Source organism: Marinobacter sp. es.048, from assembly GCF_900188435.1.
In the GTDB taxonomy this organism is placed as follows: domain Bacteria; phylum Pseudomonadota; class Gammaproteobacteria; order Pseudomonadales; family Oleiphilaceae; genus Marinobacter.
In genome coordinates, this window is sequence record NZ_FYFA01000001.1 from 81,192 (window position 1) to 100,360 (window position 19,169).

The 19,169-nt window shown below is 56.5% G+C and carries 15 protein-coding genes; 8 read left to right on the forward strand and 7 right to left on the reverse strand.

What is annotated here, in order from left to right; all coding sequences use genetic code 11:
- Window positions 1–22 precede the first annotated feature (22 nt).
- Window positions 23–991, forward strand: coding sequence for a viperin family antiviral radical SAM protein (locus CFT65_RS00385; protein ID WP_088826086.1), 969 nt, complete (start codon window positions 23–25; stop codon window positions 989–991).
- A 917-nt stretch (window positions 992–1,908) separates the two neighbouring features.
- On the opposite strand, the gene CFT65_RS00395 is transcribed toward CFT65_RS00385, so the two are convergent.
- Window positions 1,909–3,534 (reverse strand): GMC family oxidoreductase, encoded by a 1,626-nt coding sequence (locus CFT65_RS00395; protein ID WP_088826087.1) that lies wholly within the window; start codon window positions 3,532–3,534, stop codon window positions 1,909–1,911.
- On the reverse strand, window positions 3,531–5,507 hold the full coding sequence (locus CFT65_RS00400) for an alkyl/aryl-sulfatase (RefSeq protein WP_088826088.1): 1,977 nt from the start codon (window positions 5,505–5,507) through the stop codon (window positions 3,531–3,533). The genes CFT65_RS00395 and CFT65_RS00400 overlap by 4 nt, the downstream gene beginning before the upstream one ends.
- A 144-nt stretch (window positions 5,508–5,651) precedes the next feature.
- Between CFT65_RS00400 and CFT65_RS00405 the strand changes: the two genes are divergently transcribed.
- Window positions 5,652–6,548 (forward strand): LysR family transcriptional regulator, encoded by an 897-nt coding sequence (locus tag CFT65_RS00405; protein ID WP_088826089.1) that lies wholly within the window; start codon window positions 5,652–5,654, stop codon window positions 6,546–6,548.
- Window positions 6,549–6,650: 102 nt separating this feature from the next.
- On the opposite strand, the gene CFT65_RS00410 is transcribed toward CFT65_RS00405, so the two are convergent.
- On the reverse strand, window positions 6,651–7,043 hold the full coding sequence (locus tag CFT65_RS00410; RefSeq protein WP_088826090.1) for a glutaredoxin family protein: 393 nt from the start codon (window positions 7,041–7,043) through the stop codon (window positions 6,651–6,653).
- 158 nt (window positions 7,044–7,201) lie between these two features.
- On the opposite strand from CFT65_RS00410, the gene CFT65_RS00415 reads away from it, so the two are divergent.
- Complete coding sequence (locus tag CFT65_RS00415; protein WP_228705744.1) at window positions 7,202–8,893, forward strand: FAD-binding oxidoreductase; 1,692 nt, start codon at window positions 7,202–7,204, stop codon at window positions 8,891–8,893.
- A 7-nt stretch (window positions 8,894–8,900) separates the two neighbouring features.
- On the opposite strand, the gene codA is transcribed toward CFT65_RS00415, so the two are convergent.
- The 3 genes from codA to codB are packed head-to-tail and all read right to left on the reverse strand — an operon-like array spanning window position 8,901 to window position 12,149.
- Window positions 8,901–10,130, reverse strand: coding sequence for a cytosine deaminase (gene codA, locus CFT65_RS00420; protein WP_088826092.1), 1,230 nt, complete (start codon window positions 10,128–10,130; stop codon window positions 8,901–8,903).
- 33 nt (window positions 10,131–10,163) lie between these two features.
- Window positions 10,164–10,865 (reverse strand): PucR family transcriptional regulator, encoded by a 702-nt coding sequence (locus CFT65_RS00425; protein WP_088826093.1) that lies wholly within the window; start codon window positions 10,863–10,865, stop codon window positions 10,164–10,166.
- Entirely contained in the window at window positions 10,866–12,149 is a 1,284-nt protein-coding gene (gene codB / locus CFT65_RS00430) for a cytosine permease (RefSeq protein ID WP_088826094.1), read from the reverse strand.
- A 548-nt stretch (window positions 12,150–12,697) separates the two neighbouring features.
- On the opposite strand from codB, the gene CFT65_RS00435 reads away from it, so the two are divergent.
- From CFT65_RS00435 to CFT65_RS00455, 5 genes are all read left to right on the forward strand, one after another.
- Entirely contained in the window at window positions 12,698–14,362 is a 1,665-nt protein-coding gene (locus tag CFT65_RS00435) for an AMP-binding protein (RefSeq protein ID WP_088826095.1), read from the forward strand.
- 35 nt (window positions 14,363–14,397) lie between these two features.
- Window positions 14,398–15,165 carry an SDR family NAD(P)-dependent oxidoreductase gene (locus CFT65_RS00440; protein WP_088826096.1) on the forward strand — a complete coding sequence of 256 codons (768 nt, stop codon included), beginning with the start codon at window positions 14,398–14,400 and terminating at the stop codon, window positions 15,163–15,165.
- Between the two features lie 32 nt (window positions 15,166–15,197).
- Complete coding sequence (locus tag CFT65_RS00445; RefSeq protein ID WP_088826097.1) at window positions 15,198–15,980, forward strand: enoyl-CoA hydratase-related protein; 783 nt, start codon at window positions 15,198–15,200, stop codon at window positions 15,978–15,980.
- A 24-nt stretch (window positions 15,981–16,004) separates the two neighbouring features.
- Window positions 16,005–17,144, forward strand: coding sequence for a cyclohexanecarboxyl-CoA dehydrogenase (gene aliB / locus CFT65_RS00450; RefSeq protein ID WP_088826098.1), 1,140 nt, complete (start codon window positions 16,005–16,007; stop codon window positions 17,142–17,144).
- An 83-nt stretch (window positions 17,145–17,227) separates the two neighbouring features.
- Window positions 17,228–17,722, forward strand: a complete 495-nt coding sequence (locus CFT65_RS00455) for a MarR family winged helix-turn-helix transcriptional regulator (protein WP_088826099.1) — start codon at window positions 17,228–17,230, stop codon at window positions 17,720–17,722.
- Between the two features lie 65 nt (window positions 17,723–17,787).
- Here CFT65_RS00455 and CFT65_RS00460 read toward each other — a convergent pair whose 3' ends face one another.
- Entirely contained in the window at window positions 17,788–19,038 is a 1,251-nt protein-coding gene (locus CFT65_RS00460; protein ID WP_088826100.1) for an ABC transporter substrate-binding protein, read from the reverse strand.
- Between the last annotated feature and the right edge of the window lie 131 nt (window positions 19,039–19,169).

The window sequence follows — 19,169 nt, forward strand, 5'->3', positions numbered from 1 at the left end:
GATTCCGTCAAGGAGTATACGCATGCGTACGAACACCCTTATTTGTTCAGCAAACCGATCGGCCACACCTCCTGCCAAGGTCCCTGCGGTAGATGAGCTCACAATAAACTGGCACGTCACGGAAGCCTGCAACTATAGCTGCCAGTATTGCTACGCAAAATGGAAAGACTACCCCAATCCGCGGGAGTTATTTCATGACCGCAGGCGGACCCGCCAGCTGCTAACCGAGTTATTCCGACACTTTGACCCCACAAACACCAACAATCCGTTACGTGAAGAACTCTCCTGGAAGACAGTCCGCCTAAATCTCGCCGGCGGAGAGCCCTCGATCCTTGGCGACCGTCTGTTGGAGATTGCCCAGGTAGCCCGGGAAGTTGGATTTCAGCTTTCCATTATCAGCAATGGCTCACGACTGACGCGTTCCATGATTAAGGAACTAGCGCCGCATTTGACCTGCCTGGGGATCAGCCTGGATTCAGCAAATCCGACTACCAACATGAAGATTGGCCGAGCCCTTCGAAGCGGACAGCTCCTCGACCTTCAGGAGCTTGCAGGCCATATACGTCTGGCGCGCAAGATCAACCCCCGACTCACAATAAAGCTCAATACTGTCGTGAACCTCCTGAATGCCGGAGAGGATCTCAGCGATTTGGTTGGAGAGATACGCCCCCAACGCTGGAAGATCCTGCGCATGCTCCCGATTGTTGACCGCTCGTTAGCGATCAGCGACGAGGAGTTTGTCGCCTTTGTTCAAAGGCATCGCGCTTTCCAGTCGGTTCAATGTGTCGAGGACAATCGAGACATGTGTGAGTCCTACCTCATGGTCGATCCCTTCGGGCGCTTCTTCCAAAATCACCCCTCATTAGCCGGAGGGTACCTATACAGCGATCCCATTCTAGCCGTTGGCGCACAGGCCGCATTCTCGAAAATGGCATTCGATTCGGCCAGCTTTCAATCCCGCTATACAGGCGAGCTGGGAGGCAGACAGTGAAAAGGTACAGCTCGAACAAAGATTGGAACGTCGCCATCAGACGCCTCGTCAAGCTAGGGTGGAGGTATCGTCGCGGTGGCAAGCACGGACGACTAACCCATCCCGACTGCTCGAAAACACTCATTGTTTCGAATTCACCGAGCGACCACCGGAGCTTGAAAAACTTCATGCGAACTGTCAGGTCGACTCGGGGCTAGATCGAAAGAGCCATCAGCCATATGCAACATGAAGCTCTCTGGATCTCCTTTTGGAGGAGGTCCAGGGGCAGATTGCGATCGAGGCCTTATAAATGGATCAACTCGCTGGGAGTACTGACGCGCCCCAAACCATTGAGATTCAATCTCGACTTCCGGCCGCTTTCCGGTCGCTTCCATCCCTTTAATGCCAATAAAGTTGATGGGCTATTCGCCCATTATCGTTATTTCCTTCTAACGATAAGCTGCGCATCCAAATTCGCCAGTGTCCGGATTTCGGACACGCATTTCCTAACAGTTGCGAAACCAGGTCCAAGGCGTAGAGTCAATTTATACAGGGAAAAAAGCATGCTAAGGGCAACGATCAAAGTCCGGTTCCCGGACACCAAATTCTTATCAACCTTGTGCCCAAAGTCGTCGTTAATCGGTCATAATATTGATATATCGGCATTTTTTAAGTTTCATATTTTTGGCGTAAGCAATTGAACATACAGATTTTCGCCGATTAAGACCGCTAGCTATCGGGCAATGAGGGTGCCCTCCGGAGGCAAAGGTCATAGGTTCGAATCCTATCGGGCGCGCCAAATTGCATAAAAAAGCCCACCTCGTGTGGGCTTTTTTATGCAACTCTGGTTTGCCCGATGGCAGATGCAGAACCTACGTTCGACAAACGGCGCCAGCCGTTTGGGCGCCGCCGATCACTGGAACTGTTGGACATTTTGATCAGCTATGTGAACCCGCGGCCTTGAGAATCATGTCAGCAGCCTTTTCGGCAATGGCAACCGTGGGCGCGTTGGTATTGCCGCTAATCAGCCGGGGCATGATGGACGCGTCTACCACACGGAGGCCTCCGAGCCCGTGCACCCTGAGTTGCGGGTCCACTACCGCCATCCTGTCAGTACCCATCTTGCAGGTGCCCACCGGGTGGTACACCAGGCCTACCTTTTCCTTTACCTTCTCAATGATCTGCTCGTCGGACTGGCGATCTGCGCCCGGGTGGATTTCCTCACCCCGATAATCGTCAAAGGCCTTCGCCGCCAGAATCCGGCGGGCCTGGCGGATACCATCCACCATGACTTTGCAGTCATCGGGATCGGCAAAGAAGTTGTAGTCGATCTCCGGCGCCGCAAACGGATCGGCCGACGCTATGGTTACGGTGCCTGTGCTCTTTGGCCGCAGCACACAGACATGCACTGAATAACCGGGGTTGGACATGAGCTTCAGGTCTCGCCCGCTATCATCAAACAGCAGCGGCAGCATGTGGAGCTGAACATCCGGGCGATTAACGCTGTCACTGGATCTGATAAAGCCGCCAGCCTCCGTGATGGATTTCGCCAACTTCCCCTGTTTTCTGGCGATATAGCTGATCGTATCCGGAAGCATTTTCAGCAGGCCGCCGAGCGAGGCCGTGAAGCCGTTGTTTTTCCGGCTTGAGACCAGCACACAGGCGTCCACGTGCTCCTGGAGGTTCTTGCCCACCCCCGGTAATTCGTGCAGGCACCGAATACCCAGGCTTTCCAGCGAGTCGCGGTCCCCGATGCCGGAAAGCTGAAGCAACTGTGGTGAATTGATAGCTCCACCACTCAGGATGATCTCCCGGCTCGCATTCAAGACAAGGTCTCTGTCTTTGTGACGAAGCTCCACCGCAACGGCCCGATTCCCCTCGAGCACCAGTTTTTGGACTCGCGCTTCGGTAAGCACGGTGAGGTTCTGGCGGTTCATCGCGGGCTTCAGGTAGGCATCGGCGGCACCAAACCGACGGCCGTTTTTGATGTTCAGGTGGAAATAGCCCACTCCTTCCTGTTCGGCGCCGTTAAAATCACTGCTGTAGGGAAAACCGGCTTGCCGGGCCGCATCAACGAAGGCTCCAGACATCGGATATTCGGCCGTTTCCGGGGCACTGATATAAAGGTTGCCGCCTTTGCCATGATAAGGGGTTGCGGCCAGCGTCTCGTGGTGTTCCGATTTCAGGAAATAAGGCAACATCTCGGCATAGCCCCAGCCTTCATTACCCAGAGCCTCCCATTCGTCGTAATCCTCTTTCTGGCCCCGCACATACAACATACCGTTGATTAACGAACTCCCCCCAAGCCCTTTGCCACGAGGGGTAAACAAAGGCTGGCCACCACGAAGTCGCTGGTCGGGCCTGGCGTTGAAAGCCCAGTTGTATGTCTTGATGAACATATGGGCAGCAAAAGCGCCCGGCGTCCGGATTGTGAACGAGCTCTTGCCGGGCCCGGCCTCCAGCACGCACACCGAAAACCGGCCACTGGCTGACAGGCGGTCTGCCAGTACACAGCCGGCAGAGCCGGCACCGACGACGATGTAATCAAAGCTCTCGTTGATCATTGCATCGCCACCGGTTCAATGATGGCGAAGTTTGATGGCGGCTGTTCGAGCATTTGCAGCAGGCCAAAGAAGGCATCCACTGATCCTTCAACCTGGATATCGCCTGCCTCCACCGCCTCCGGGAAGCTTGTTTTTTGCAGGAGGATATTGTCCAGAACCGCTCGGGACATACTCACGCTGGCGTGGGCATGCTCGTCCAGCTCCCCCGACCGATGGGTCAGCGTGGCGTTCTGGAGGTTCAGCCGATAATCTTCGCTCTTGTCGGTGATGGACCAGTTGATCACCAGGTGCTTTCCGGCCGCTTTTTCCGGGTCAATCCTTACCCCCATGGCATCAAAAAACATGCTGGTTTCCAGCGCCTGCATCAGGTCTGGCTGCAGCCCCACATGTTTCGGCGTAATCATGCCGTGGCGCAATTCGTGCGCGCCAACAAGGTAGGCACTACGCCAGGTGCCCGCCTCAGCCTGGTAGCCAAGCTGCTCGAGAGCGTCCGCCCCCAGTTCGCGCGCTTCACGGTTTTCAGGGTTGGCATAAACGAGATCTCGCATCACTGATGCCACCCAGCGATAGTCGCCGTCGGCAAAGTCTTTGCGGGCCTTTCGGAGCACTTCCGCCTCACCGCCCATGTAATCAATGGTGCGTCTGGATTCTTCACGAGGTGGCAAGGGGTTTAGGTTGGCAGGATTGGCGTCATACCAGCCCATGTAGCGCTGATATACACCGCGGGCATTGTGGCTGACGGTTCCGTAATAACCGCGCGCTGACCATTCCTGGTTCAGGCTTTCAGGCAACTGCAGGTTTTCAGCAATATCCCCGGGCAACATGCCACGGTTCATCATACGAACCGTCTGATCATGGATATGCTTGTACAGGTCCCTTTGAACTTCCAGAAAATGCGTGATGTCCTCGGGATTCCAGATCGGCCAGTGATGCTGGGCCACCAGAATGTCCGTGCGATCGGCGAAGCGAACCAGTACTTTATCGATAAATTTGGACCAGGAATTGGCGTCCCGAATCGCGGCCCCGCGGATGGTGTAGATATTGTGAAGATGTTGGCTGGTGATCTCGGCGGTGTTGAGCACCCGGAACTGAGGGAAATACATCATCATCTCAGATTCGGCTTCAGTGCCATGGGCCATCTGGAATTCGATATCGATACCATCAATGGTCAGGTTGGCGTTGTCAGGTACTGTATCCGTGGGTGCAATGAGGCTGAGCCCGCCACTACCCAATGCCTTGCCAAGCCCGGTGTCGACATGGCCTCTAACGCCTGGAGTCAGACCGGCGCCAAACTGGTAGGTGGCACGACGGGTCATCGCGTTGCCGGCAATCACGTTCTCTGCAATGGCATGCTCCATGAACCCCTCCGGAGCATAGATCCGCACCTTCCCGACCCGGACATCCTCCTCATTAACCACACCCTTCACGCCCCCGAAATGATCCGCATGGTTGTGTGTATAAAGCACGGCCACAACGGGCTTCTTGTCTCGGTGCTGGTAATAGAGTTCCAGACCGGCGCGGGCTGTGGCGGGCGTCAGTAAGGGATCAATGATGATCAGGCCGCTGTCGCCCTCGATGATGGTCATATTGGACAGATCCATGTTGCGGACCTGGTACATGCCATCCACCACCTCGAAAAGCCCATGGATCGCATTCAACTGCGCCATGCGCCACAGGCTTGGGTTAACGGAATCCGGAGCTGAATCACCATTGAGGAAGGAGTAGGGCTCCATGTCCCAGGCCACATGCCCCTCTTCGTCCACTACCCGACCATTGGGCAGCGCACCCACGAAACCACGACGCGCATCCTCAAATGATCGCGTGTCAGCAAACGGCAGCTCGTTCAGTACTTCCTGGTTAACCTTTGCTGTCACCGCAGTTGCCGGCTTGGAGGTTTCGGCCTGAGCGATCGCTGGGAACAGTATACCGGCACCTAACGCTGCCAGCATGGCCTTCTTGAATAGGGGTAGCATGCGGAATCTCCTCTTTTTGGCGGCACCTGGGTTTTGTTGGTTTTGAATCGTGCGCCACGTAACTGCAGTTTGAAGCGAGGTGTTCCGTTCATCCAATGCAATGTTTCTTGACTTAGCATGCGCAAAACGCATAGATGTAGTGCCATGGACACACGACACATCAGGCATTTCATGGCGTTGGTTGAGTGCGGCAGTTTTGCTCGCGCCTCTGAGGTCGTGCACCTGTCTCAACCGGCGTTAAGTCGCAGCATCCAGGAACTGGAGCGCCAACTGGGGGCAAGACTGTTCGATCGGGGACGCTTCGGGGCGGTTTTAACCGCGCACGGGCGGGCCGCTCTGCCTCATGTCCGGGGCCTGCTGGCCGCGGCAGAGTCTTTAAGGCAGGAAGTCGAGGCCATCGACGAGCTTGAGACAGGCGAATTGAATATCGGAACTGGCCCCTACCCGGCGCTGGCCCTGATGGATAAGGTCTGTGCCCGGTTTGTGGATCAATACCCGGGAATCCGCCTCAACATACGAACAGATAACTGGCAGGACTTACGCCTTGCGCTGCTGGATCATGAGATAGAGCTTTTTGTGGCCGATACCGGCGAATTGTCTGGCGATCCGGATCTGGACATTACCCATTTGCCGCAGCCCGAGGTTGTTGTGTTTTGTCGTCATGATCACCCGTTGGCTCAGAAAAAGGGGGTGGTATGGGGAGATTTGCTCGATTATCCCTTGGCCATGACCCGTGTTCCTGAAGATATGGAACGGAATATCCAGGCCATGAGCGCGCAACAAGGCGGCCTGAAACGAAGGATAGAGTGCGACAATATTGCCATGCTCGCGGCCATTGTTACCGGCAGCAAGGCCATCAGTATTGCGCCCAGACCTATAGTGGCTGACTTGCTTGAAAGCGGAAAGGTGACAACCGTTTCTGTAACCGGGATTGAGACTCTTCGGACCCGTTATGGTGTCTTGCAACGCTGCGGGAGACCGCTTTCACCGGCGGCGGGTAAGTTTCATTCCATGATTCTGGAATTCGCAAATCTGAAATAAACCATAGACATAGCACTCGTTGGCACTAGCCATCAGAACCCGTTAGCCAGAAGAGCGAGACCCGATGTGCTTGCTCTTCAACCAAAAGATCAGCAACTGAAATCAGGCCGGCTCAAACCGCTCCTGCAGCCACGCCTTGATTTCGTCAGACTCATAAAGCCAACGTTCACTGCCATCCTCATGCCGAATCTTCAGGCAGGGCACTTTGACACGACCACCACCGGCTTCCAAGGCTGCGCGATGCTCCGGGTCATGCTGGGCATCGCGGGTCTCAACGTTCAGGCCAAGCCGAGCGATTTCCTTTCTTACCTTGATGCAGAATGGGCAGGCTTTGAACTGGTAAAGGGCGAGATGCTTGCTGGCCTCGTCGGCACGTGCCTGCTCTTCAGCAGCGCGGGTAACGCTTTCAGGCGTGCTGAGCTTTTCACTGAGCAGCATGAAGGGCGTAAGTACCAAGCGTAGGGTGCGGAAAAAATAACGAATAATAAATCTCATGGGTAAGGCTCAAACTCCGGTTTTCCAGATAGAACGTCGTCTGAAGGATGTCGGCATTCAGGATTTATTTGCGTGCCTGTAGTGGTGTACGAGGATATCATTTCAAAGGATGAAGTGTTCAGAGTAAAGGGGCAGAACCCTCATTGATGGAGAACCCGATGTCCGAGTCCGGCACAAAGTCACTTCGCAAACCCCTGCGATTCTGGGGCTGGGGTTATGCGGATGAGGATCTGCATCCCGAGGAACACGCCATGATCGACACAGTCACGCAAATGTTCGTGCCTGAAGGGCTTGTGGAGATCGAGCCACCAACGGTTGAGGACTTTGAGCTCCCGGCACCCCGGCTATCCTCGATTCCAGAGTCTCTCTCGGACATCATTTCCACAACGCCCTACGACCGCCTGGTGCATAGCTACGGAAAGTCCTACGCCGATATGGCCCGGATGCTGATGCGGCAAGTGCATAATCCGCCCGACGCCGTTGCCTTTCCCAAAACCGAAGACGACATCCAGCAACTGTTTAACTACGCGGCCGAACATCAGATCGCACTTATCCCCTTTGGTGGAGGCACCAGTGTCTGTGGCGGCGTAGAGCCCGATGTTGGCGATACCTACCAGGCTACAATCAGCGTTGATATGGAAAACCTGAACCAGATCCTGGAGATTGATCCTGTCAGTCGCCGAGCGCGGATTCAGGCTGGCATCAAAGGCCCGGACCTTGAGCAGCAACTGAAGCAGCACGGTTTGACGCTGCGTCATTACCCGCAGAGCTTTCCGTTCGTGAGCCTCGGCGGCATGCTGGCAACCCGTGCTGGCGGCCATTTTGCGACCGTGTACACGCACATCGAAGACATGGTTGAAGCAACCAGGCTGGTCACGCCAAAAGGCATCATCGAGACTCGCGCCTTGCCTGGCTCAGGCGCGGGCCCTTCAGCAGACCGTATGATCTGTGGCTCAGAAGGCACGCTGGGGATCATTACCGAAGCCACCATGCGGTTACAGCATCGGCCCAGGTGGCGGGCCACTGCCTCGGTAAATTTTGATCGCTTCATGAAGGGTGTCGATGCCGTCAGACAGATTGCGCAATCGGGTTTATTCCCGTCGAATTGCCGTCTGCTGGACGAGGCCGAAGTGATGATCAACAGGATCGCCGACAGGCCCTGCGCCATTCTGGTTCTTGGTTTCGAGTCAGCGGATCATTCTCAGGAAAATAAAATTGAACGTGCCGTTGCGATTGCCGAAGAACATGGCGGTGTTCTGCAAAAAGATGGCATTACCTATAACCCGGATCATTCAGAAAAAGGGTCTAGCGAAGCTGAATCCTGGAGAAATGCCTTCATTCGCATGCCCTACTGGCGCAATCGACTGACCGCTATGGGCATGATTGCCGATACCTTCGAAACCGCGATCACCTGGGACAAGTTCCCGAGTCTGTACAAGGCCGTAAAATCCACCATGGAGTCCGCGCTTCGCGAGATCACTCAACGGCCGTTTTCATTTTCCTGCCGGTTTACCCACGTTTACCCGGACGGCCCGGCGCCCTACTTTACGTTTTACTGCGTGGGCGATACCGCGGGCGATCTGAGTAACGCTCTGGAAAAGTGGAAACAGCTCAAGCGTATTTCGATGGAAGTGTTGGCTGAGCAGGGCGCCACCGTTACGCATCATCACGCGGTCGGCAGGGACCACCGTTTTGGCTACGAACAGCAGACATCACCGCTGTTTCGTCAAACCCTGGCTGCAGGTAAACAGTTTCTGGACCCCCACGGCATCCTCAATCCGGGGGCTCTCATTAACCCCCAAGATAAGGACATTGGCATTACGGGTGCTTTTTCTGACGTCGAGTTTTGACTCGACGTCAGCCCTGCATGCTTACCAGAATTCGGCCATCGCGAACCGACGCCAAAACCGGTAACTGACCCAACAGAACCTCATACGGCGACTGACCTTGCAGAACAACACAACGAGCAGGAAGACCTTCTTCAATGCCGTACTCTTTTAGATCCAGTGCTGCGGCACCGTTGTCGGTAATGAGTTCCAGCGAATGGTCAATCCAGCCCATACCCAGCATGTGGCAAGCGTGCAGGCCGACATCCAGCGTACGGAGCATGTTGCCGTTCCCCAACGGATACCAGGGATCGCGGATAGAGTCCTGGCCGAAGGCGACTTTCAGCCCGGCATCAAGCAGTTCCGGAACACGGGTCAGGCCTCGACGTTTCGGGTAGCCGTCAAACCGGCCCTGCAGGTGCAGGCTCTCGGTAGGCATCGACAGGAAACGAAGACCGGATTTCTTCAACAACCGGAACAACCGGCTGCAATAGTGGTCGTTGTACGAACCCATGGCGCAGGTATGACTGGCGGTGACCCGGGAGCCATAGTCGAGCTTGAGCGCTTCGGCGGCAAGTACTTCCAGGAAGCGGGACTCGGGATCATCGATTTCGTCACAGTGCACATCGACCAGCAGGTCGTGTTTGTGGGCCAGCGCCACCAGCCACTGAACCGACTCGACGCCGTAATCCCGGGTGAATTCGAAATGGGGAATGCCACCAACCACGTCGGCACCCAGTCGAACAGCTTCTTCCATCAGCTCCTTACCCTGCGGAAATGACCAGAGGCCTTCCTGGGGAAACGCCACGATCTGGAGATCCACCGTTTCAGCCATGCGCTCACGCACTTCAAGCATGGCTTTCAGGCCCGTCAGCTTAGCGTCTGTGACATCCACATGGGTGCGGACATGCTGAATGCCGTTATCGGCAAACAGCTTGAGCGTCTGCTCCGCCCGACCGATCACGTCGTCCCGGGTCAAGCTGGCTTTGCGCTCGGACCAGCACTCAATACCCTCGAACAGGGTGCCGCTCTGGTTCCAGCGTGGCTCGCCGGCAGTCATGGCCGCATCCAGGTGGATGTGCGGCTCCACGAAAGGAGGAGCGACCAGATTTCCGCCAGCGTCCAGCTGATACTCGGCGACACTTTCAGGCGCAGTCTGGGCCGTGATACTGCTGAATTGGCCATCGGTGATGGTTAGCCGGAACAAACCCTCGCGGCCCTGCAGCCGGGCATTGATAATAGCGTTCAGATTTTCACTCATAACATCTCCACACAGATTTCCCACTGGTTTGAATCATGGCCGGGACAGCAGATGGGCCAACACCAGGGTTTTGAAGTACTCGTTCGGTTCAGCCTTCGGAGGCATCTCCTCGACCAAACGGTTCATCCGGTTCCGGATGGTGTTTCGATGGCAGCCAAGCGCCTCGGCCATGGCGCACTGGTTACCGCGTTCATTGAGCCACGCTTCCAGGAGATCACGGCTATCCATGAGCGCGCCGTCCAACCCTGGCAGGTACTGCCGGGTCAGTCGTTCGAGCTGATGACTGCCAATACTGGCTATCAACGCTTCCGCCAGGCCGCCCTCCCGGGGTTCTTGCGCTCGCTCCGATGCGACAATCGCCCGAGCGATGGTTTCGGTCACATCCACCAGTGGCAGCGAATAGGGCTGCTCGAACAGGGGAATGGCAAGCCCATCAGCCAGGCGACTTAACATGGCCGGCAGCTGCCCGATGTAGGCATCGCCGGTAAGCACGACCAGCCCGGATATACCGCAGTCCCGGCCTTCATGGAGACATTCGGCCAGATTGGCCGGGCTGCGGTGGCTACTAATACCGGTGACAAATACCAGCTCACCACCCCTGACCCAGTTGCTGAAAGACCGGTTCTCCGCCAGGTAAGGCCAGCGCACCGTGTTGTCTACGCCTGAACTGCCACCGCGCAGATGGATAGCCCCAAGACCGGGGAGCTCCGGAATTTCCCGGCACTTCAGCGCCATTTACACTGCCCCCAGAACCTGGGCCCGACGCTCACGCACGGCCTCACTGACCACAAGCACCACACCATAACTGGCCGCAGCAACCAGAACGCCGACAATCGGCGCGATCCATGGCGAGGTATAGGCCGCTGCCGAGCCTATGGCATAGGCCGCCAGCCCGGGAAGGTTGAACGCGGGCAGAGTCACCGTTTCGAGTGACGGATACTCGCGTTTGTAGCCAATGAAATAGCTGGCCATGATGACGCCGCCAATGGGCGGAATGAAGGTTCCAAGCAATACCAGGAACGGGATGAGCCATTCATACATACCCAGAACCGCGAGCAATGTGCCGATCGCGGCACCGCCCACTGTCACCAGCTTGCGACGGCGGGTTCGAATCATATTGCAGCCAGCAACGGCGAAGTTGTATACGGTATTATCCTGCGTTGTCCAAAGGTTCAGGAACAACATGAGAATGCCCAGGGTCGCCAATCCCTGCGCCACCATGATGTCGACGATATCCGCCTGCTGGTAAACCAGTGCACCAAAGGCGCCGATCAGCGTCATCAGGCCATTGCCGAGGAAGAAGGCCAGCAGGGTCGCAATCACCGCCGTTTTTCCGGATTTGGCAAAACGGGTCCAGTTGGTGGCCTGAGTGCCCCCACTGACGAAAGTGCCGAACACCATGGTAATGGCAGCAGCTACGGTCATTTCGTCTGAGGGGGTAATGGCGAGCAATCCCGAAAATCCACCGGCGTCCGAGGTTGCGATTGTCATGCTCACCGCTACCAGAATAATCATCGCCGGCACCGCAAAGCGGGACAGCATTTCCAGCCCCTTGTAACCAATGAAGGCAGTAATGCAGAAGCCAAAACCGAACACCACCATCAGCGGCGTGGTCCAGCTCTCGGGCAGGCCCGTCAGCTTGACCAGGAGTATCGCCATGGTGGCTGTGCCCCAGGCGTACCAGCCGATCTGGGTGAACCCGAGAATAAAGTCAGAAAGCTTGCTGCCCAGTTCACCGAAGCTGAAGCGGGACATCAGCGCGGTATTGAGGCCAGATTTGGCAGCAATGTAGCCAAGAATAGCGGCATAAGTTCCCAACAGCAGGTTACCGGCTGCCAACACCAGCAGCATGGTCGAGAAATCAAACGCAACACCGATGCTGCCGCCCGCCCACATGGTGGCGGTGAAGAAGGTGAAACCAAGCAGAACCAGGCCCATAGACCAGATACTGCGTCGCTGGTCCATGGGTACCGGGCTGAGCGGGTAGTCCTGTTCCTGGGGGGTTACTTGTGAGGTCATAGCCTTGTCTCTCTTTGATGAAAACACGCAAGAGAGATGGCAACGTCTATGCCATGTGCTCGTGAACGCCGTGGTATTAGAAGAAGGCGAACACCCACTCTGTGCATTTTGCACAATCACAGCCCGGTAGCATGCAGTCGCACCCCGGATTCGCCCTGACCTGGTGCAAAAAAGCAGGCCAATACTCATTTCAGTGCAGACCTGCCCTCTGACGGAGAGGTCCAAGTCATGAGCCTCTGAAAAGTCAGAACCGGCTTCAAACATCCTCTCATTACCAGTAATCACAAGGACGCGGATGCTCTCATTTTCCAGCAACATATTGCTGTATGGAATAACTCGCTCTACTGATAAGCGTTTTCTTATTTCTTTTGCTTAAAATCGATGACGGTTTATTCCTCCGGTTTTCAGAGGCCACACCCGAGCGTTTTTAGAGCAACATCTTGACATATTATTTTGGGAGGGCGTATGTTGAATCTGACAAGGCAAAACCCTGCGCTTGCGCGGTCACCCTTCTAACAACAACAAACCGGACACAACAGGTGAACAAGATGGATACAGGCATCACTATCAATCCGGAACGCCGTGCCGCGATGATCAATAGCGGCGCGTGGAACGACAATATCATTACCGACTACTTCGACCAGGCGGTCGCCAGCACCCCGGACAGGGAAGCCATCGTCGGTTACCAGGTCACCAGCGACACCCGCACCGCCCTCACCTATCGGGAACTCAATGACAAAGTCACTCGCATGGCAGCGGGCCTGGCGGCTATGGGCATCGAAAAGGGCGAAGTGGTGGCCTGCCAGCTACCCAACTGGTGGCAGACCACGGCCCTGCATCTGGCCTGCATGCGAATCGGCGCCATCCTGAATCCGCTCATGCCCATTTTCCGTGAGCGGGAGCTCCGCTTTATGCTCAAGCATGGCGAAGCCAAACTGCTTGTGATTCCAAAGATCTTCCGGGACTTTGACTATGAGGCGATGGTTAACGGTATTCGCGAGGAGTTGCCGGCCCTGGAAACTCTGCTGGTCATCGGCGGAGAAGGTGAACGCAGCTTCGAACAACGCCTGATGGAGACGCCCTGGGAAGAACAGCAGGACATCACGACCCTGTTCTCGGAACGCCAACTCAACGCTGATGATGCAATCCAGATTCTCTACACGTCTGGCACTACCGGCGAGCCCAAAGGGGTAATGCATACCTCCAACACCCTGTTTTCCAATGTTCGACCCTACGCCGACCGCCTGCATCTGACTTCCAATGACAAGGTACTGATGGCCTCCCCCCTGGCCCACCAGACGGGTTTCATGTACGGCATCATGATGCCCGTCTATCTGGGCACGACTGCCATCCTGCAGGACATCTGGGATGCGGACTATGTCTGCATGGTGATTGGTGCCGAAAAGCCGGCCTTCACCATGGCCGCCACTCCGTTCCTGGCCGATTTGGTGAAGACCGCGCCAAAGCACGAGGGTGAACTGGACTCCCTGCGGATCTTCGTCTCTGCCGGCGCACCGATCCCGAGCGCTGTGGTTGAGCAGGCCGGCAAGGTACTGAAGGCAAAGATCGTCTCCGCCTGGGGCATGACCGAAAACGGCGCTGTCACCATGACCTGCCCGGAAGATCCAGCCGAGCGGGCCAGCCAATCCGACGGAAAGGCCATGCCCTTCATGGAAGTCAAAGTCACCGATTTCCAGGGCAACCAACTGCCGGCAGGTGAAGAAGGCAGCTTGCTGGTCCGGGGCTCCAGCCTGTTTGTCGGCTATCTCAAGCGACCCGAACTCTATGGCGTGGACGAATCCGGCTGGCTCAACACCGGCGACCTCGCTCGAATGGATAAAGATGGCTACATCCGTATCACCGGCCGAACCAAGGACGTGGTGATCCGAGGCGGTGAGAACATTCCCGTAGTGGAGGTAGAGAACCTGCTCTACAAGTTCCCGGGCATTGTCGATGTCGCCCTGGTCGGTTGCCCCGACGAACGCCTGGGTGAGCGCTTGTGCGCCTATGTCACCCTGGATGAGAACGCCACCGATCTGACCCTGGAACAGGTCAAGACCTACCTGACCGAACAGCAACTGTCCAAAAACTACCTGCCTGAATACCTGGAAGTGATCGAGGCCATGCCTCGCACGGCCTCCGGAAAGATCCAGAAATTCAAACTGCGCGAGCAGGCCAAAGACGTTCGCCTGGAACCGAACAAACACAATTAATCCCATTGATCTCACAACAACAGGAGCAAGTCATCATGAGAGGCCTCGAGGGAAAAACAGTCATCGTGACCGGTGGCGGTGGCGGCATTGGTCGTGCCGTGTGCCTGCGCTTTGCTGAGGAAGGCAGCCTGGTGGCGGTGCTGGACCGTGACGAAAGCACCGCCCGGGCCACGGCAGACCTGATTACCGAAGCTGGAGGCCAGGCAAAAGCTTACGCCGCCGACATCACCGATTACGCCATGATCACTGACACCGTGGCCGCCATCGAAAGCGATCTGGGGGTACCCACCGTGCTCGTCAACAACGCCGGTTTCGACCGCTTCATGCCCTTCCTGAAAACCGAGCCGAAACTTTGGGACCAGCTAATTGCAGTGAACCTAACCGGTGCGCTGAACATGCATCATGTGGTACTGCCCAAGATGATTGCCGCCGGCGGTGGCAAGGTCATCAACGTCGCCTCCGATGCAGCCCGCGTCGGCTCCTCAGGCGAATCCGTCTACGCCGCATGCAAGGCTGGCCTGGTGGGTTTCAGCAAAACCGTGGCCCGGGAATTGGCCACCAAGAATGTGTGCCTGAACGTGGTCTGCCCCGGCCCCACCGACACCGCCTTGCTCAAGGGCGTCGCCGAATCCGCACCCAACCCGGAAAAACTGCTGGAAGCCTTCCGCAACGCGGTACCCATGAAGCGACTGGCCCAGCCGGAAGACTACCCCGGCGTCATCGCCCTGCTCGCCAGTGACGACGCCAACTTCATCACCGGCCAGGTGATCAGCGTGTCCGGTGGCCTGACCATGGCCGGCTAAGGCACCAGCTACAAGATCGAGGAGAACGCATTATGAATTACGAAGACATCCTGTACGACGAAAACAACGGCGTCGCCACCATCACCATTAACCGGCCGGACCGTTACAACGCCTTCCGGGGCCAGACCTGCATGGAGCTCCTGGACGCCTTCAACCGCGCGGGCTGGAACAAGGACATCGGCGTCATCGTGTTCACCGGCGCCGGTGAAAAGGCGTTCTGCACCGGCGGTGACCAGGGCGCACACGAGGGCCAGTACGACGGCCGTGGCCTGATAGGGCTGCCGGTGGAAGAGCTTCAGCGCACCATTCGCGAAGTGCCAAAACCGGTGATCGCCCGGGTCAATGGCTTCGCCATCGGGGGCGGCCACGTGCTGCACGTGATCTGTGATCTGAGCATTGCCTCGGAAACCGCCATCTTCGGCCAGGTCGGCCCCAAGGTGGGCTCGGTGGATCCCGGCTTCGGCACCGCTTACCTGGCGCGGGTTGTCGGTGAGAAGCGCGCCCGGGAAATCTGGTACCTGTGCCGCAAGTACAGTGCACAGCAGGCACTGGATTGGGGTCTGGTCAACGCCGTGGTTCCGCCGGAGCAGCTGGATGAAGAAGTACAAAAGTGGTGTGAGGAAATCCTGGAGAAGAGCCCCACCGCTCTCACCATCGCCAAGCGCTCGTTCAACGCCGACAGCGACAATATTGCCGGCATTGGAGCCCTTGGTATGCAGGCACTGAGCCTGTATTACGACACCGACGAGTCCAAAGAAGGCGTGAACGCCTTCAGGGAAAAGCGCAAGCCGGAATTCCGCAAGTACTACAAGTAACGGCCAGATAGCCCGGAGAGCACCATGAATTTCGGATTCAACGAAGAACAAAATGCGATTCGCGAGGTTGTGGCCCGCTTCAGCGCCGAGGTGCTGGCGCCAGGCTATCGCAAGCGGGACCAGGAAGGGGTTATCGAAAAGGATGTCATCCGCCAGCTCGGCGAGATGGGACTACTTGGCGGCGAGCTGCCAGAAGAATTCGGCGGCAGCGGAATGGACTGTGTCACCAGCGGCCTGATCATCGAGGAGATTTCCAAGGGGGATTTCAACGTTGGCTATATCCCTCTGCTGACGTCCCTGAACGGCCAGATCATCGCGAGCCACGCGGCGCCGGATCTGGCGAAGGAATGGCTGCACGGCATGACCACCGGCCAGAAAGTAGCCTGCATCGCCCTGACCGAACCCCACGGTGGCTCCGACGCTGCCAACCTGCGCCTGAAGGCGGAAAAAGAGGGCGACGTTTTCGTGCTCGACGGCGAGAAAACGTCCATCTCCATGGCCGACCAGGCCGATGTGGCGGTGGTGTTTGCGCGCACTGGCACGGTGGAACAACGGGCCTCCGGCATCAGCGCGTTTCTGGTTCCGATGGACAGCCCGGGCATTACCACCACGCGCTTTGAGGACAACGGACAAAGGGCAATCGGTCGGGGCTCGATCTTCTTTGACAACGTGGCAGTGCACGCCAGCCAGATGATGGGTGACGAGGGCAAAGGCTTCAAACAGGTGATGCAGGGCTTTGACTACAGCCGCGCCCTGATTGGCCTGCAGTGCCTGGCGGTGGCCCAGCAGTCCCTGGATGAAACCTGGCAGTGGTTGACTGAAAGGACCGCCTTTGGCCAGAACCTGTCCGAGTTCCAGGGCCTGACTCACCCGCTGGCGGAATACCAGACCTATGTTCATGCTGCCCGCATGCAGTGCTACCATGCGCTCTGGCTCAAGGACAACAACCTGCCCCACAACGCTGAAGCGGCCATGAACAAGTGGTGGGGCCCGAAGCTCGCCTTCGATGTGGTAAAGCAGTGTCTGCTGGCCCACGGCCACACCGGTTGGGGTGAGGATTTGCCATTCGCCCAGCGGTTGCGGGATGTACTTGGCCTTCAGATAGGTGACGGTACCGCGCAGATCATGAAGAACATTATCGCCCGCGAATACCTGCCAAAGTGACGCGTCCCATGCCTTCCGTGATTCAGGACGCCGAAAACCGCCCTCGCCGGCCCAGCGGCCAGCAAGGCAATACAGGAGCACAGATGATCGTCAATGAATCCGGAGGCATCCCCAACCGCCTGTTTTTCCGCCTATTCCAGACGGGAAACATTCTCCAGCGCCAGGTTCAGAATGAAATGGGCATCAGCGCCGTGCAATGGGCGGTTCTTGGCGCACTGTCGCGAGAAGGCTTCGAAGACGGTACCTCATTCAATCAACTGAAAGAATACCTTTACGTCAGTCGCCAAAACCTCGACGGCGTGCTCAAACGAATGGAACGAGACGGGCATGTCGTTCGGATACCGGACCCCCAGGATCGCCGAGCCAGACTGGTCTTGCTGACCGAATCTGGCCGGACTTTCTGGAATCGGCTGCAAGACACAATTGCCGAATTTTACAGACAGGCCATGCAGGGGATGAGTTTTGATGACAGCGTCAGCCTGCTTCACCTTCTGAAAAAGCTTCAGCATGAGCTTATCGATATCTCCCTGGAATCCACCCTCTCAAAGAGAGTTACTTTCATTTCGACTGAAAGCTGACACATCCTATTCAATGGTAGGAGGACAGAGCATGGTGCCCCGTCCTCCTCATTCAACCATTCGATTCACAGATGCGGGGGCTTACCGGCTGCAGCCCTTTCCGCCTGCCACTCGGCGAGAGTCTGGGCAGCCTCCTCCCCTTCGAGCGAACCGATCACCTCAAAAAAGTCAGTGCGAAGTTCACCCTTCACAACCTCGTTTCTGGGTTTGCTGCGAACGACATACACCGTCTGCAGATTCTGGTGATCGAAGGCCCGCCATTGTTGCTCATCTTTCAGGAGGCTATAGGTGTGGCCCTCCAGCGCCTTGATAAGAGCGCTGGTGTCTGTGGTGCCCGCCCGTTCCACAGCGTCTTTGTACTGATAGACTATGCCATACGTCGTTGCGGCGGTTGAGGTAGGTCGAACACCGTAGTGCTCGGTAAAGGATTCCACAAAGGCCCGGCCTCTGGGGTAATCGAGCTGGTACGGGATCATCCACTCCCACGGTGTCGTTGAAATAACTCCCTCCATGATGGTGGCGCCAACGTTCTGCGCGATACCCAGCGTGATGTTGGGAACAATGATCTGCAGCTTGTCCTTAAGGTCCATGTCGTAGGCAACCTTCAACGCTCGAACCAGGTCATCACCATAAAGAACCAGAACCAGCAGGTCGGAACCACTCGCCTCAGCCTCTTCAAGGGCTCGCGAAAAATCCCTCATGTGGGCGTTAGGAAAGGGTGTTAGCGAATGGGGGTGTTTACTCTCATCGGTAGTTCCGGTGAAGTTCCGGATTGAGGCCTCTGAGGAATGCCCCCAGGTGTAGTCGGCCGTCAGGTAGAAGTATTTTGAATCACCGTAATTCTCGCGCAGGAAGTGGCCCAAGGCATTCGCCGTCATCCAGGCATTGGGATACTCCCGGAACATGTGGTCATGCCCCTCGCTGCCCGTTGTGGCGTTGGCAGAGGTTGTGGTTCCGAAATAAATTCGGTCCAGGCTTTTGGCCATCTTCCCGGAAGCAATTGCCACGGAGCTTGAAGCACCCCCGAAAACCATGTTCACGTTCTCTTGGCGGATCAATTCCTCCGTGTTTGAAACACCTCGTTCAGGCGAGCCCCTGGTGTTGCGAATAACCAGCTCAACGTCTCTCCCCAGAATTCCGCCAGCCTTGTTAATTTCCTCCACGGCCAGAAAAGCACCCAACCTCTGCTGCAGCCCTAGGTCTTTGTAGCGGCCGGATTTCGGGTAGTTAAAGCCGAGTTTGATGGATTCTGCAAACAGTGGAAAACTGGCCAGAATAAAGATAAGTCCGACCAGAATGGGTGTTTTCCCTTTCATTACTACTACCCTTTTTATTATTTAATTTTACCTTGCAGCTGCCAACTATACTCTCATTGGAAACTCCCGATTGTTCAGGACTGTAATAAGAAGTGTTCTTTTCGTTACCGAATGTATTGTTGAATTCTCGC